This is a genomic window from Desulfovibrio sp., from assembly GCA_016208105.1.
GTDB lineage: Bacteria > Desulfobacterota > Desulfovibrionia > Desulfovibrionales > Desulfovibrionaceae > Fundidesulfovibrio.
This window is the reverse complement of sequence record JACQYS010000017.1, coordinates 55679-71155: the sequence shown is the minus strand read 5'-3', so window position 1 is coordinate 71155 and position 15477 is coordinate 55679. Positions and strand designations below refer to the sequence as shown.

Genomic DNA, 15477 nt, shown 5'->3' with positions numbered 1-15477 from the left:
ATGTCTTCTCCGGTCCGGATCCTACCCGATCCGAGCTTTGTCAGGGAGCTGCAGGCATCTGGCGGCGAGTCCGTCAAGAAGTGCTATCAGTGCGCCACCTGCTCCGTGGCCTGCCCTCTGTCTCCGTCCGAGAACCCATATCCCCGCAAGGAGATGGTCTGGGCGCAGTGGGGCCTCAAAGACAAGCTCATGAACGACATTGACGTGTGGCTGTGCCACAACTGCGGCACCTGCTCGGACCTCTGTCCCCGCGGCGCCCGGCCTGGCGACACTCTGGCCGCCATCCGCAACATGACCTACCGCAAGCTGGTGGGCCCGGCCTGCATTGGCGAATGGATGAGCTCCTCCAAGGGCTTGCCCATCCTGATCGCCATCCCGGCCGTTCTCTTCGCCGTTATCTGGCTGATAACCCAGGGCGGTTTCAGCATTCCCCAGGGCGAGATCAAGTTCGGCAAGCTCTACCCCGGCGACTACACCATCGACCCCCTGTTCATCCTGGTATTCATTTTCATGGGATGGAGCTTCTATAAGGGTGTCATGAACATGTGGAACTCGTTCAAGAGCCTGCCGGAAACCTTCAACATCGGTCAGCAGGTGGAAAAGCCCACCCTCGTCCAGGCCATCATCGACGTGGTGCGCGACGAGATACTTACCCACCGCAAGTGGAACGACTGCGGAAAAGACAACACCGAGCGCTTCAAGGGGCACTGGACACTGGTCTTCGCCTTCGTGGCCCTGGCCATCGTCACCGGCGTCGTCGCGGTGTCCCACTGGGGCTCCAAGGTCCCTGGATTCCACTGGCTGCACTCCCTGGGCGACACCCCCATGCCGCTCTACAGCCCGGTGAAACTGCTGGCCGTGGCCGGCATGGCGCTTGGCCTCTATGGCCTGACCATGCTCACCCGCCGCCGGCTGAACCAGGACTCCCAGAAGTCCGGATCGAGCTTCTACGACTGGTATCTGCTGGGCGTGGTCTGGGCGGTGTTCGTCACCGGCACCGGCGCGTTCGTGCTGCGCCTGGCTGGCGTGGCCGGACTGGCCTACCCCATGTACTATCTGCATCTGATCAGTGTGTTTATGCTGTTCGCCTACCTGCCCTGGTCCAAGCTCGGGCACCTGGTGTATCGCACAACGGCCCTGGTGTATGCGCGCATGAGCGGAAGGCTTCCGCTTTCGCGCGTTGAAGACAAAGTTTTCGAGATCTAAGAGGAGGAACTCCCATGGCTGAGACGAAAGTTTTCCCGATGAACACCTTCATGTCGTACTTGAAGGGCGTGGACAAGGAAGGCCAGAAGAAGGGCGTGGTTGAGCTGGTGAGCTACATGGCCGACACAGTCGTTGACGAGGAGTTGGCTCCTTTCGCCGGCGCCATCGCCAAGGCGTGGATCTATGAGCAGCATCCCGAAGTGATCGCCATGAGCGCCAACCAGCTGGCTTCCGCCGGCAAGAACGTGTCCGTGCCCAAGCTGCCTGCCGAGACCATGGGCGAGATCAACGCCCTGTTCGTCAAGCTGGCCGAATACAAGACCGTCGCTGAAACCCAGGCTGAAGAGCTCGCCAAAGTGAAGGCTGAACTGGCCGCCAAGACCGCCACCCTGATCGACGTGGAAGCCAAGCTGAAGGCCGCCGAAGCCTCGGTGAAGCGCTTCGAGGATTCCGCCCAGAAGGACAGCGAGAAGATTCTCGTGGCTCCCCTGGCCAAGGTCGAAGAGTACATCGGCAAGGTGGATGAGCTTCTGAAGATGATCGAGGACGTGAAGAAGCACGGCGTCGTGACCGTGGCCGGCGGCGGCGCTCCTGCCGCTGGCGGTGCTCCTGCCGCTGCCCCCGAGCCGGTTGTGGACTTCGGCGTGGAAGACAGCTTCACCAAGTCCGATTGGTAGAAAATCAGGCGGACGCCTGTGATGAGAAGGCCGCCCGGCAACGGGCGGCCTTTTTTATGTTTATGCAATGCACTCTGGAAATAGTGGAGCGAAACTACGTCGGGCGAGTGATGAAAGACAAGGAGAGCCAAATGAGGAGGGTAACAGCGGAAGTCGGAATTCTTCCAGGATGGACAGGAAGGCCGACGCATGCTTAATGGGGCGAGTTTCATCAGTAAGGGAGCCGGACAATGGCGACGTATGATTATGATCTGGGAGTGATTGGAGGGGGAGCGGCGGGTCTTACGGCCGTGGCTGGCGGGGCGCGCCTTGGTGCCAAGGTACTCCTTATTGAAAAGGGGCCGGCACTTGGCGGGGATTGCCTGCACTACGGCTGCGTGCCTTCCAAAACGCTCATCGCCTCGGCCAACCTGCGCCATCGCATGCTCACGTCTTCGCGCTGGGGCCTGCCGGACATGGAGTTGCCGCCTGTTGATTTCAGTAAGATAAAGGCCAGAATCCGCCAGGTCATCGAACATATCCAGCTCCACGATTCACCGGAACGTTTTTGCTCGCTTGGTGCCAAGGTGGAATTCGGCTCGCCCGAGTTCGTGGACGAGCATGCGGTGAGCCTGAACGGAAAGACAGTCTCGGCCGACCGCTGGATCGTGGCCACGGGGTCCTCGCCTGCCATCCCCGACATTCCGGGCTTGCGCCATACCCCGCACCTTACCAACAAGAGCCTGTTCTCCTTGGACGAACTTCCCGAATCCCTGCTGATCCTTGGCGGTGGGGCCATGGCCGTGGAAATGGCCCAGGCATTCCAGCGCCTGGGCAGCTCCGTGACCATGGTGCAGCGTTCCGATCAGCTCCTCTCCGGCGAGGACCCGGATATGGCTGCATTGGTGCGCCAGCGCCTGGAAGCCGAAGGGGTCACGGTGATTACCGGGGCCAAAGCCAGATTCGCCAGCGTGTCCTACGGGCTCAGGCACGTGGGCTATTCTCTGGCTTCCGGGGAAGAGGCTGTCGCTTCGGCAAAATTTCTTTTGGTGGCCATGGGCCGAAGCCCCAACGTTGCCGGGCTCAAGCTGGAAAAGGCAGGCGTGGCCTATACTGAAAAGGGGATTCCCACTGACTCCAGGCTGCGCACCACTGCTGACAACATTTTCGCGGCAGGAGACATCTTGGGCAAATGGCTCTTCACCCACGCGGCCGGATACGAGGGCGGTGTGGCCCTGACCAACGCGGTGGCCAGGCTCCCACGAAAGACGGATTACACCCTGATGCCCAAGGCAACCTACTGCGAACCGGAACTTGCCACCGTGGGGCTGACCGAGGCTGCCGCAGCCAAGGCTGGCATCGCGGTTACACCGCATGTCCAGCGTTTCGAAGACAACGACCGGGCCCAGGCGGACGGCACGCCTGAAGGTCTCATCAAGATGCTGGTTGACGGTAAGGAAAAGGTGGTTGGCGTCCAGATCCTTGGATCGAGGGCAGGGGACCTGCTCTGCGAATGGATAGCCGCATTGGCGGGAGGGGTGAAACTTTCGGCTCTTGCCCAGGCCGTGCACCCGTATCCGACCTTGGGAGAGATAAGCAAACGGGTGGCAGGCGAGTTCCTGGCCCCCAAGATTTTCGACGGAGTGGCCCCCAAGATACTGAAGCTGGTGTTCGGGCTGAAGGGACGGGCCTGCGGCTAAGTTTGTTAGGTGGGGGCGAGCTGAGAAGGTTTGCCTCTTTGGTTTGTTGTTGGGGAAGCCTCCGGCGGCCAAAGGGCGCGTGCCCTTTGGAATCCCGTGTTGCTTCGCGGCTGGCTAGCGTTCCTGATCTTCGCGGTATATCTCCCGCCGTTTCTCCAGTTCTTCCTTCAAACGCCCTACGGTACGTTCATATCCGTCGAATGCATGCGGCTTCAAACACTTGCTGCAGTCCTTTATGCCTCCCAGCATTTCGAAGTCGCCGCCGCAGTCTTCCAGGAAATAGAGCGGGCAGTAACAGAAAAGGCAGTTGAAGTGCGTCGTATCGGCTCCGGAATGGCACGGGAAGTATCTGCAGGACCTGTTCTGAAAGAAGGAGTGCGAAGCCTGGCACGCGGATTGCTGAACCATGATGCTAACTCTCGACGAAAGGGGTTTACGTCATGGTAATGACGCCGCAAAAAATAGCCGCTGCCCTCGTGGCCAGGCCGGAACTGAGCAGGTTCGGACCGAACAAGCTGTCCCAGGACCAGGGCGCGTTCAAGACCATGCTCACCAGCCAGCTGGGTGTAAGCCAGGATGTCCTGGCGGGCAAGGGCAAGGACCCCATGTCGGTGGTTACGGGCATGCCTACCAGAGGCCCGGGTGGCATACTAAACGTCAATCTTCCGTCTCAAACGCAGGCCCAGGCTCAACCTCGTGCAGAAGCCAAGAGCAAGGTTGCTTCCAACGAGGTGCGCGGGGCAGTCAACCAGAACGCGCGCCACCCTGAGGACCTGGGGCATTTGCCTGGTACCGGAGGCAAGGGGGGCCTGGGCACCGCCTTCACAAAAGACGAGGAAGACCTGCTGTTCGCGGCCGCGGCAGCGGAATCGAAATTCCTTGCAGCCAAACGTCAGGCCACGTTGGCCAAGGACGATTCCAAATACTCTGGCGACGGCAGGATAGGAATTTTATCGGCAGCGTACGAATCCCGTGGGGCCATCGACGCCATAGGGTACGACGGCCGGGGCGGCACGTCCTACGGACTCTACCAGATCGCTTCGGGCGTGGGCACCATGGGCCGTTTCATGGACTACTTGAATACCAAGGCCCCGGACCTGGCCTCGAGGCTTTCCACGTCGGGCCCGGCAAACACCGGAGGCCGCCAAGGCACCATGGCCGACGAATGGAAGCGCATTGCAGCGGAGAACCCCAAACGCTTTGAAGCCCTGCAGCACGAATTCATTCGTGAAACCCACTACCAGCCCGCTCTGAAATCCATAACCCTCTCGGCTGGCGAAGATGTTTCCAAACGTTCCCAGGCAGTGCGCGAGGTCCTCTGGAGCACCGCTGTGCAGCACGGGCCCAACGGGGCGGCTGAAATCTTCACCCAGGCCGTGGAGAAGCTCCAAGGTAAAGGGCAGGACAAGTCGGACAAGGCCCTCATCGAGGAGGTCTACTCCCAGCGCATGGCGCAGTTCGCCGGACGCGGGCGTTTGCGTGTGGCGGTGTCAACCAGGCTGGCGGATGAAAAAGAATCTGCCCTGGCCATGCTTGGCGGTAAGAGCCTGAGCTAAGCGATGGAGATTCCCACCGCCGGGGACATGGCAACCCGGCACGAAGTCCGTTTTGCAACGGCACTTCACTCCTGGCGCGTGCCCAATTGGCCGCGCTTTTTATTATCTTGCCTGCATAGCGTATCAAGAGAATTGGCTCTCTAGCAGAGCACTGCTTCAGTTCAGGTATGCTACGGCGAGATCGAGTCCATCCAGCAAGAGCAGGCTGCCTCGCTCATTGAATCGCTCCGGGCTCGGGCGGGTGCCATGCGCTTGCCAGGATTGTACTGTACGGCTATTTAATAAAAATACCGCATGAGTGGAGGAACGCGTGGCCGTAATGACCCGTTTGATGGTGATGGTTGCCCTGATGGTGATTTATGCTGTTCCGTGCCTTGGCGCGGCTCCGCAGGCAATAACCAAGGGATTCGGAACCGTGGCCTGGGGCGAGGACGTGAGCAAACGCCAGGGCTTCTTGAAGATACGAACCGATGACGGCATCGACTACTTCGTAAGCCTTCGCGAAAACTACGAAATGAAGGGATTCGGCAAGCCCACGGTGTTTTACGGCCTGTCAGGCGGCAAGCTCTACGCCGTGCACCTGCGCCTGAAGGATGCGACCGGGTACGACGAGCTGACGGCGGAACTGCGCAAGATTTACGGCCCCGGCAAGAAAGCCGTTGAGGGAGACTCCACGGTGATCCGTTGGAAAAAGGGGCCGGTGCGGGTGAAGCTCAAAAAGGATCAGGCCGGGGGCATGAAGCTTGCCTTCTACTATCTGCCGGTGGCGTCCTCTCTTTCCTTGACCCAGCGCGAAGCGGATTTGGCTTCGGAAGACCTGGCTCAGCTGTTGCCTGCGGGCGAGGCCCAGGTGACGGCGCCCGGCAGCGGGGCCATGCCGCCGAAGCAGGAGGACAAGGTGGGAATCGATGTGCTCAAATACCTGCGCGAGGGGAGCACGCTTCTGAAGTTGGATGTTCGCAAATAGGCGGCGTTTTTGCCGCGAGCGCGTCTCAATGGCGCGCTCGCGGTTTATGATAGACGAGTATGTCCTTAAGGCTTAAGCCTGCCCGGCTTTTACCACTCCAAGTTTGGAGAGGATTTCGCCCACCTTGCCCTGCACATTCTGGGTGGTTTTGGCGATCAGCGAGAGGTTGACCAGAACAACCACCTCGGTCTTGAAATTCATTTTTGTCCACAAAACAGTAAGGGCCTGGGCCAAAACGGGTTCGATGTTGGAGAGCTTCATTGCCTCGGCCAGTTCCTGCCCGTTTCTGGCCTTGAACAAAAGCCATTCAGCGGAGGCGGGGTCGTGGTCGAAAAAGAGCTTCTGACGAATGCGGTTTAATCCCGTTACTGCGAGCGCATCCACTTCCTGTTGGGAGGCCCGGCGTTGTTTCAGGCTCTTCACTTGAACCTTGGCGCCTTCTTCGGCCAGTTTGTCGGTTAGGAATTTGCTCAGGGCGTATTCAAGCATGAACGTGTGGGCCAGAAGCAGGTCGGAGGGGTTGAAAGAGGCCAGTACCCCGAATAATATTTCTTGTTCCCGGGGAGTGAAGCCCTGAAGGGCCTTGCCCAGATCTTCACGGAGCGTCCCCATGCTGAGAGCTGCACCCACGGCCATAGCCAATAACTGATTCTTCAGGAATTCCTTGCGCCCCTCTATGCGGGCGGCCTTGCGCGCGGGGCTGTCAGTGCCTGGCTCTCTTGAGCCTTCCTCGTCGTCCATGAGTTGTCCGTCCACGAATACCTCAACGAATCGTCCGGACGAGGGGTCCATGGCGGCTACCCTTCCCAGAAAGTCGAAGTCTGTCTTGGCGGACTTGGGCGGAAGTACGGGTTTTGAAAGGCCGGCAAGCAGCAAGGAGAAGGCTGCTGCCGCCTTAATTGCAAGAGGGTCTTCGCCTGTGGCCTCGAATGCGGCCTGGAGTCTGGTCTTGTCGATCTGCTTGTCTGTTCCGGGCATTTGCTCAAGCAATGCGTCCAGAGGGAATCGCACGGCCACGAACGACCCCTCCCGGCTGAGCTTGAAGCGCTCTTTCTCAAGAGCTTCCACATATCCCTTGTTCACGAAACCAAAAACAAAACGGTCGAGCAGGGCTTTCCAGTAGTGGTCGTCAGAGAAACCGGCGTGGGTGATCTCGTCTATGTCAGCCAGCGCGGCCTCGCCGAAGCGAGCCAGGATCATGTCATTGAATTCGTCACGCACCACTCCGGCGAAAATGACGTACCCCTGCAAACATTTGCACAGAAGCGTTTCCAGATTGAGAATCTGGTCGAGCAGGGTGTTATCCTGATCCTTGGCACCGGTTCGAACGGCGACGTCATACTGGTAGAGGAGAGCCAGGAACTGGGTGATCCAGTCCTGGTAGTGCTCATGGGCCGGCTGGAGTTCGCTTCGGACAGCGATGGTGGCTGCCAGGTTCTGCTGGTCAGCATCCTGGTTGGGAATCTCGGAGAGCCTGTCGCGGTTCGCCGCAAGCACGGCCAGGAGGATTTCGCGTTCCACCACCTCGCGCCTGGAGGAAGTTTCCTTGAGGCGGCGAAGGGTAGGCAGATAGCCTGTGATTCGTGCGGCGGGGTCGTCTTGGCTCATGTGGCGTCTCCCGATGCCTTGGCGGCCTAATGAGCGTAAAGCAATTTCGCCAGGAATAAAAGGCTAGTGGGGTTTGGACGAGAATGGCCAGCCACGGACAACGCTCACGGCCACACCTGCCAGGGCCAGGCCGGTTGCAAAGGCCAAGGCAGCATCGAACCCTGCATTGAAGCTGAGCAGTTCGCTCAAGCCTGAAGCCTGAGCCCTGTTTCGATAGGCCTCGAACATGGCGGTTGCTATGGCGATGCCGCTGGTCATCCCCAGGTTGCGCACCAGGGCCATGAGCGCCCCGGCCACTCCGCTCTTGCCGGTGGGTGCGCTTCCCAGGACGGCGTTGTTGTTGGGAGAGAGGAACATGCCAAAACCCAGGCCCAATATCGCCTGGCCCAGTGCGAAGCGCCCAAAGCCCGCGGATGCCGTGAGCAGCGTTTGGGAGTAGAGGCCGGCGGCGGTGATGGCCATGCCGAGCCCCGTGAGAAGGCTGTGGCTGATTTTTTCTGAAAAATAGCCGCTTATGGGTGCCACAAAGGCCATCACCAGAGGCAGCGCGGCCATGACCAGGCCGGCCTGGTAAGCGCTCAGGTTCCCAACCCGAACAAGGAAAAAGGGGAGCATCACGGCATTGGTCAAAAGGGCCATGAAGGCCAATAGTGAGGCCAAGTTCCCCAGGGCGAGCGTGCGGATCCTGAAAAGGGCCAAATCCACCATGGGGTGTTTCACAACAGCCTGGCGGCGCAGGAAAAGTCCCATCGAGGCCAGGGCAACGAATTCACACGCCAGGATGCCTGGGGAAGCCCATCCCCAGCGTCCGCCGTGGGTGATGGCCACAAGCAGGAAAACCATGCCCACGGCATACTGTACTGCACCGAAGAGATCGAAGGTGCCCACGGGCGCCCGTTTGTCGTCGGGCAATATCTTATGGGCAAGAATGGCTCCAAGGATGCCGATGGGAACGTTGACGTAAAAGATGGAGGGCCAGCCCAGCCAGCTAACCAGCAGGCCGCCCAATGCGGGTCCAGCCAGCGAGCCAAGGGAAACCACCATGCCGATGATTCCCAGGGCCCGTCCGCGCTGATGCCCGGGAAAGCTCATGATGACGATGGCTGGGCCGTTGGCCATAAGCAGCGCCGCGCCGATGGCCTGGATCGCTCTTCCCGCGATGAGCCACCACATGCCCGGGGCGGCTCCGCACAGGGCAGACGAGATCGCGAAGAGAAGGAAGCCCAGACGGTACTTGGTCCTGCGCCCGCTCATGTCGCCCAGGCGGCCAAAGGCGGGAAGCAGACAGGCGATGGTAAGCAGATAGATGGAAATGGCCCACTGGGCGAAGGGCAAGTCCGCCCCGAACCTGTCCGCGATCACCGGAAGGGCGACGTTGACGATGCCTCCGTCCAGGGTGGCCATGAAGGTCCCGGTCGCGGCAACGCCTAAGCAGGCCCAGGGTTTGGCGGCGAATGGATTGTCAGGTGTGTGGTCGGTCATGAAAGATCCGCAGGGGCTTAGCCAATACGCCTTTTGACAGCTGCTGGCAATGTGGCTAAACAGCCGATTCAAACATTTGTTTGAGAGGGAACGGATGCATCCTGATCAGGAAGAGACCAAACTGAGGCTGTTAAACGCTGCGGGTGAGGTTTTTTCCGAGAAAGGGTTCAGGTCCGGGACGATTCGAGACATCTGCGCCGTGGCCGGTACCAACGTTGCTTCCGTGCACTACCATTTCGGCGGCAAGAAAGAACTGTACAAGGCCCTTTTGGAATACTGCTTCCAAGAGGGAATGCGGCGCTTCCCTCCTTCATCAGGCCTTCATGGCCAAGCCCGGGCCGAAGAGGCTCTGGCCGCGTTCATCCGGTCGTTCCTGAACAGAACCCTCGGGGAGGGGCGTCCGTTCTGGCATGCCCGGCTCATGGCCCGGGAAATGGCGGACCCGACCCCGGCGCTCGGCAATATGGTGCTTTCTTCCATCAGGCCGAACATGGAGCGGCTCATGGCCATTGTGGGAGCGCTTTTGGGTGATGGCGCGCGCGAAGAGGACATCAGATTCTGCGCCCTCTCCGTTGTGGGGCAATGCCAGCACTACTCCCGGGCCCGCACGATAATCGAGACACTTTTTCCGGATATGAAGTGCGACGTCTCCGGCATCGACTCTCTTACAGATCATATTCTGCGGTTCAGCCTTGCCGCCATTCTCGGATATCGCCAGGAAGGAAACAATGAAGAGCATTAAGAGCGTGTTCGTTGCCGCAATATTGGCCTTTTCGATGGTGTTGGGCGGGTGTTCGGACGGCAAGAACACGAAGGGACAGGCCAAGCGGCCCGTGCCCATTTCCGTGGCCACGGTGGAATCCGGCAGTATCCCGGTGCGCATCACAGGTGTGGGGAACGTGGAACCCTACCAGAGCGTTGCGGTGAGAACCCAGGTTGGCGGGCTCATCGTGGAACAGCGGGTGCGGGACGGCCAGGAAGTGGCGGCCGGTGACGTGATCTTCATGTTGGATTCCCGCCCCTTTCAGGCAGCACTCAAGGATGCTCAGGGCAAACTGGAAAAGGACCTGGCCCTGCTCAAAAGGGCCGAGGACGATCTGACCCGCTACACCGGGCTGCAGCGCAAGGACGTGATCAGCCAGCAGCAGTACGATCAGGCCAATACCGATGCCAAAAGCCTGCGCGCATCCATCAAGGTGTCGGAAGCGGCCATCGAGCAGTCCAAGCTCCAGTTGGAGTATTCGGTCATCCGGGCGCCCTTCGCGGGAAGGGTGGGCACGGTAATGGTCAACGTGGGCAACGTCATCAAGGCCAACGACGACCGCAACCTTCTGGTGATTAACCAGATACAGCCCATCTACGTGAGCTTTTCCGTGCCGGAGCAGCATTTGCCGGATATTGCCTCGCGCATGGGCAAAATTCCCTTGGAGGTGCTGGCTTCTGTGGGTTCGGACGAATCCAAGACGGAGCAGGGAGAACTGGTGTCAGTGGACAATGCCGTGGACAGAACCACGGGGACCATCAAGCTCAAGGGTCTTTTCAAGAACGAGAACAAGCGCTTGTGGCCAGGCCAGTTCGCCAAGGTTGCGCTCAACCTGAGCGCCAGGGAGAATGTGCTCACGGTGCCCAACAGCGCGGTGCAGATCGGGCTTCAGGGCAATTTCGTCTACGTGGTCACGCCGCAGAACACGGCCGAGTTCAGGCTTGTGGAAACCGGGGGGGTGGTGGGCGCACGGACTATAATAAACAAAGGACTGGCCCAGGGCGACACAGTGGTCACCGACGGACACGTCAGGCTGGCGCCGAACTCCCCGGTTGAGGTCAAGGGGGCCCAGGCGCAGGAAGGCAAAAGCTCATGAGCCTCTCTTCCGGCTTCATCAAACGCCCGGTCATGACCACCCTGGTCATGAGCGCCATCCTTATCTTCGGGGTTATGGGCTACATCTCACTGCCAGTGTCCGACCTGCCAAACGTCGATTTCCCCACCATCCAGGTGACGGCCTCCTTCCCGGGGGCCAACCCGGAGACCATGGCCGCCTCAGTTGCTACCCCGCTCGAAAAGCAGTTTTCCACCATCGCCGGTCTGGACTCCATGAGCTCGAGCTCCACGCTTGGACTCACCAAGATCACCCTGCAGTTCGACCTTGCCCGCGAGATCGACGCCGCGGCCCAGGACGTGAATTCGGCAATCGCTCTGGCCATAAAAGACATCCCGCCGGAGATGACCACCCCGCCCACATACCGCAAGGTGAACCCGGCGGACCAGCCCATTCTCTACCTGGCCATCACCTCGCCCACCATGCGCCTCTCCGACCTGAACGAATACGCGGAGACCCTGCTGGCGCAGCGGATATCCATGGTGTCAGGTGTGTCGCAGGTGGTGGTGTACGGGTCCCAGAAATATGCGGTCCGCGTGCAGTTGGACCCGGACGCCCTGGCCAGCAGGGACATCGGCGTGGACGAGATGGCCGCGGCCGTACGCCAGGCCAACGTCAACCTGCCAACGGGCACGGTGTCCGGCCCGCAACGCGAATATACGGTGCAGGCCTCGGGACAGCTTTTGCGCGCCGAATACTTCGGCCCGGTCATCGTGGCCTACCGGAACGGCTCTCCTGTGCGCTTGAACGAAATCGGCAGGGCCATCGATTCCGTGGAGAACGACCGCCGTCGCAACTTCTACAACGGCGAACCCGGCTTCGTGCTGGCCATCATGCGCCAGCCCGGCACCAATACCGTGGCCGTGGTGGATGCGGTCAAGAAGCTCATGCCCGGCTTCAAGGTCCAGCTTCCCGAAGCGGTGAACATGGAGGTCATGATCGACCGGTCGGTGTCCATCAGGGAATCCGTGGAGGACGTGAAGTTCACCCTGGTCCTCACAGTGGCCCTGGTTATCATGGTCATCTTCCTGTTTTTGCGGAATCTTTCGGCCACGGTCATTCCCTCATTGGCTCTGCCGCTGTCGCTCATGGGCACCTTCGCGCTCATGTACCAATTCAAATTCAGCCTGAACAACATCTCGCTTATGGCGCTCACGCTCTCGGTGGGCTTCGTGGTGGACGACGCCATCGTCATGCTGGAGAACATCGTGCGGCACATGGAGATGGGCAAATCGCCTCTCAAGGCCGCGTACGAAGGGGCCAAGGAAGTCAGTTTCACCATCCTGTCCATGACCTTGTCGCTCACGGCGGTGTTCATCCCAGTGCTTTTCATGGGCGGCGTGGTGGGCAGGCTGTTTAAGGAATTCGCTGTCACCATATGCGTTGCCATTCTGTTCTCTGGCTTCGTCTCCCTGTCGCTCACGCCCATGCTGTGCTCCAAATGGCTGAAGCCTCTCCACGGAGGAAGCCACGGGCGTCTCTACATGTTCATCGAACGTGGATTCGAAGCCGTGCTCCACGCCTATGAAAGAAGCCTCCGTTGGGTAATATCCCACAGGCGCATCACCATGCTTTTTTCGATTTCGCTGCTGGTGGTCACTGGATGGCTTTTTTCCTCCATCCCCAAGGGTTTTTTGCCCAGCGAGGACATCGGCCAGGTGCTCATGATCACCGAGGCCGAACAGGGAATCAGCTTCACGGCCATGGTTGAAAAGCAGAAGCGGCTCATGGACATCGTGGGCCAGGATGAAAATATCGAGGGGTTCATGTCCGTGGTGGGCGCGGGCGGTCCCGTGGCCACGCTCAACTCCGGACGCATGTTCATGAAGTTGAAGCCCCGCCACGAAAGGCCGCTCAGTGCCGACCAGCTCATCCAGAAGCTCAGGCCGAAACTGGCCCAGGTCCCCGGGATCATGGCCTTTTTGCAGAATCCCCCCTCGATTCGCCTGGGCGGTAACTTCACCAAGGGCCTCTACCAGTACACCCTCCAGGCTCCGGATACGGGTGACCTGTTCAAGTATTCGCTCGAACTGGAGGAAAAGCTCAAGGAAGTATCCATACTCCAGGACGTCAACTCCGACCTGCAACTGAAGAACCCCCAGGTGTACCTGGAGATCGACCGCGACAAGACCTCGGCCTTGGGCATCAGCGTGCAGCAGATAGAGGACGCCCTGTACACTTCCTACGGTACGCGCCAGGTGTCCACCATCTACGCGCCCAACAACTCCTACCAGGTGATCATGGAGCTTCTGCCCAAGTTCCGGGATGATCCCACGCTCATGTCGCGTCTTTACGTACGCTCATCCGCCACTGGCAAACTCGTTCCCTTGGACGTGCTGGTGAAGCGGACGCTCAGCGTTGGGCCGCTCTCGGTGAACCACTCCGGACAGCTGCCTTCGGTGACCCTTTCCTTCAACCTGCGCCCGGGAACCTCGCTCAGCCAGGCGGTTGCGGCCGTGGAGGACGTGTCGCGCCAGGTTCTGCCCGCGTCGTTCACCACCAAGTTCGAAGGCACGGCCCAGGCCTTCCAGTCCTCAATGGCCGGTATGTCGGTGCTGGTCATCCTTTCGATTGTGGTCATCTACATCGTGCTTGGAATTCTCTATGAATCCTTCATCCATCCGCTGACCATCCTCTCCGGCCTGCCGGCCGCGGGAGTGGGAGCGCTGGCCACGCTGAAGCTCTTTGGCATGGATCTGGACATCTACGGTTTCGTGGGAATCATCATGCTCATTGGCATCGTGAAGAAAAACGCCATCATGATGATCGACTTCGCCATCGAAGCGCAACGCGACAAAAGCCTCACTCCGGGCGAAGCCATTTTCCAGGGGTGCCTGGTGCGTTTCAGACCCATCATGATGACCACCATGGCCGCGCTCATGGGCACCCTGCCCATCGCCATGGGGTTCGGGGCGGGAGCCGAGGCCCGCAGGCCGCTTGGATTGGCCGTGGTGGGCGGGCTCATGGTCTCGCAGCTGCTCACCCTGTATTTCACCCCGGTCTATTACGTGTACCTTGACCGCTTCCAGACCTGGCTCGGCAAGAGCTTCAGAAGCGGCGAGGTGGTCCCTGGCGCCGACTCATCCCATTCGTCGCATTGAAGCGACGGCTTCAAGCGGCGATGGTGTGACTGATCTTGCCGGCAATGGTGTCTGGCCTGTCATGAGGTCGGCTTGCAGCCGATTCTCACCAGGAAGAGAGTTCCAGGCGGGAGCGCGCGGGTGCGAAAGCGCCCGGCACAAAGCCCTGCCTGAAGGGAGACGATCTTCCCAGAGGTATTGCTACGAATGAGTGGCTCTTTCCTCATCCAGGAGAGCCGCCCGGTCGGCCATTCCTGTCAATTCTACCGCGATCTCCCGCATATTATAGTAATAGCTGAAGAACCGCATGACAGGCTCCAGGTCGTATGTGGGGAGCACATGTTGTTTTCTTACGCGCCCTAACGCGTCCTCGGCGTTGCCCACCGCGCGTTTGAGGTCGTCGATGGGTCCTGGGTCCCTGTCCTGGGAGATGGCCAGGGCAACCCGTGTCATCACGGTGATGGTGGTTTGGGCTAGTATGTCCATTTCCTTGGCTACCATGCCGTGCAGGGACTCCAGATCCTCATGGTGTACGGCCAGCTCCATGGAGAGCAGGTGCTCGGCGATGCGCTCCGTGAAGTTGTAGAGCGAAATGGTGATGTGGTCCTTTTTTGAGAATCCCGAGGGCTCCTTCTTGGCTTCCTCCAACAGATCGTGGTTTTTGTCCCTGGTGGTCTCCAGTTGCAGGACCGCGGCGGTTTCGTCCTGCTGGTCGCAGTCTGGCGAGATGCGGCAGGAGAGCAAGATGGAATAGAGCGCCGCTTCGTCGTGCAGAACCTGGACCACTCCCTTCTTCAGGTGCCAGCCCGCCCGGGAAGGCCAGACCAGCATGGAGAAGGCCAGGGCCACCACAACACCCATGCTGATTTCCAGGAACCTGTACACGGCATAGTCCATGAACGTGCCCCCAAGGGGGCTGAGAAGGATGATGATGGTGGCAGTGAGCCCGGCCATGCGGAAAGATTCGTGGAGATGGATGAAATAGGCGCAGACAAAGATCGAGAGGCCAACCCCGAGACCCAGGGATAAAACCCCGGAACCGAACAGTGCCACGCTTGCGGCGCCCAGCACGGCACCAACGGCGGTGCCGATTATTCTGTTCACCCCGGCCTGGTAGGAGCCGCCGAGGTTGGTCTGCATGACTATGATGACGCTTATGACCGCCCAATATCCCTGGGGGAGTCCCAAAAGAACAGTCAGGGCGTAGGTGGTTACGGCCGCGAGCGCGGTCTTGACGGCGTGCTTTACGTGCAAGGGACTCGCCTTAGGAAGCTTCATATCTGGTGTCGCCTTTCAGGAGAATGGACTGTTCATAGCATTGTTGCCGGTGGCCGAAAACGGTTTT

At 59.8% G+C, this 15477-nt stretch carries 12 protein-coding genes; 8 read left to right on the top strand and 4 right to left on the bottom strand.

Annotation, left to right across the window (positions count from 1 at the left end; genetic code table 11):
• The 3 genes from qmoC to HY795_09050 all read left to right on the top strand — a co-directional run bounded on the left by qmoC (position 1) and on the right by HY795_09050 (position 3562).
• Complete coding sequence (qmoC, locus tag HY795_09060; protein MBI4805371.1) at positions 1-1206, top strand: quinone-interacting membrane-bound oxidoreductase complex subunit QmoC; 1206 nt, start codon at positions 1-3, stop codon at positions 1204-1206.
• Between the two features lie 14 nt (positions 1207-1220).
• Entirely contained in the window at positions 1221-1883 is a 663-nt protein-coding gene (locus HY795_09055) for a hypothetical protein (GenBank protein MBI4805370.1), read from the top strand.
• Positions 1884-2113: 230 nt separating this feature from the next.
• The gene (locus HY795_09050) at positions 2114-3562 is read left to right on the top strand and encodes an FAD-dependent oxidoreductase (protein MBI4805369.1); all 1449 of its coding nucleotides are present in this window, start codon (positions 2114-2116) and stop codon (positions 3560-3562) included.
• 114 nt (positions 3563-3676) lie between these two features.
• Here HY795_09050 and HY795_09045 read toward each other — a convergent pair whose 3' ends face one another.
• Positions 3677-3970 (bottom strand): metal-binding protein, encoded by a 294-nt coding sequence (locus tag HY795_09045; GenBank protein MBI4805368.1) that lies wholly within the window; start codon positions 3968-3970, stop codon positions 3677-3679.
• 38 nt (positions 3971-4008) lie between these two features.
• Here HY795_09045 and HY795_09040 point away from each other — a divergent pair, with 38 nt between their 5' ends.
• Entirely contained in the window at positions 4009-5118 is a 1110-nt protein-coding gene (locus HY795_09040) for a hypothetical protein (GenBank protein ID MBI4805367.1), read from the top strand.
• Positions 5119-5428: 310 nt separating this feature from the next.
• On the top strand, positions 5429-6085 hold the full coding sequence (locus HY795_09035) for a hypothetical protein (protein ID MBI4805366.1): 657 nt from the start codon (positions 5429-5431) through the stop codon (positions 6083-6085).
• A gap of 72 nt (positions 6086-6157) precedes the next feature.
• On the opposite strand, the gene HY795_09030 is transcribed toward HY795_09035, so the two are convergent.
• Together HY795_09030 and HY795_09025 are read right to left on the bottom strand one after the other, a co-directional pair.
• On the bottom strand, positions 6158-7693 hold the full coding sequence (locus HY795_09030; protein ID MBI4805365.1) for a hypothetical protein: 1536 nt from the start codon (positions 7691-7693) through the stop codon (positions 6158-6160).
• 63 nt (positions 7694-7756) lie between these two features.
• Complete coding sequence (locus HY795_09025) at positions 7757-9175, bottom strand: DHA2 family efflux MFS transporter permease subunit (GenBank protein ID MBI4805364.1); 1419 nt, start codon at positions 9173-9175, stop codon at positions 7757-7759.
• Between the two features lie 94 nt (positions 9176-9269).
• Between HY795_09025 and HY795_09020 the strand changes: the two genes are divergently transcribed.
• The 3 genes from HY795_09020 to HY795_09010 are packed head-to-tail and all read left to right on the top strand — an operon-like array spanning position 9270 to position 14153.
• Positions 9270-9917, top strand: coding sequence for a CerR family C-terminal domain-containing protein (locus HY795_09020; GenBank protein ID MBI4805363.1), 648 nt, complete (start codon positions 9270-9272; stop codon positions 9915-9917).
• Positions 9904-11034 carry an efflux RND transporter periplasmic adaptor subunit gene (locus HY795_09015; GenBank protein MBI4805362.1) on the top strand — a complete coding sequence of 377 codons (1131 nt, stop codon included), beginning with the start codon at positions 9904-9906 and terminating at the stop codon, positions 11032-11034. The genes HY795_09020 and HY795_09015 overlap by 14 nt, the downstream gene beginning before the upstream one ends.
• Positions 11031-14153 (top strand): efflux RND transporter permease subunit, encoded by a 3123-nt coding sequence (locus HY795_09010; protein MBI4805361.1) that lies wholly within the window; start codon positions 11031-11033, stop codon positions 14151-14153. The genes HY795_09015 and HY795_09010 overlap by 4 nt, the downstream gene beginning before the upstream one ends.
• Before the next feature lie 180 nt (positions 14154-14333).
• Here the strand turns inward: HY795_09010 and HY795_09005 are convergent, their stop codons facing one another.
• Positions 14334-15410: an FUSC family protein gene (locus tag HY795_09005; protein ID MBI4805360.1), complete on the bottom strand. Its 1077-nt coding sequence runs from the start codon at positions 15408-15410 to the stop codon at positions 14334-14336.
• Positions 15411-15477 lie beyond the last annotated feature (67 nt).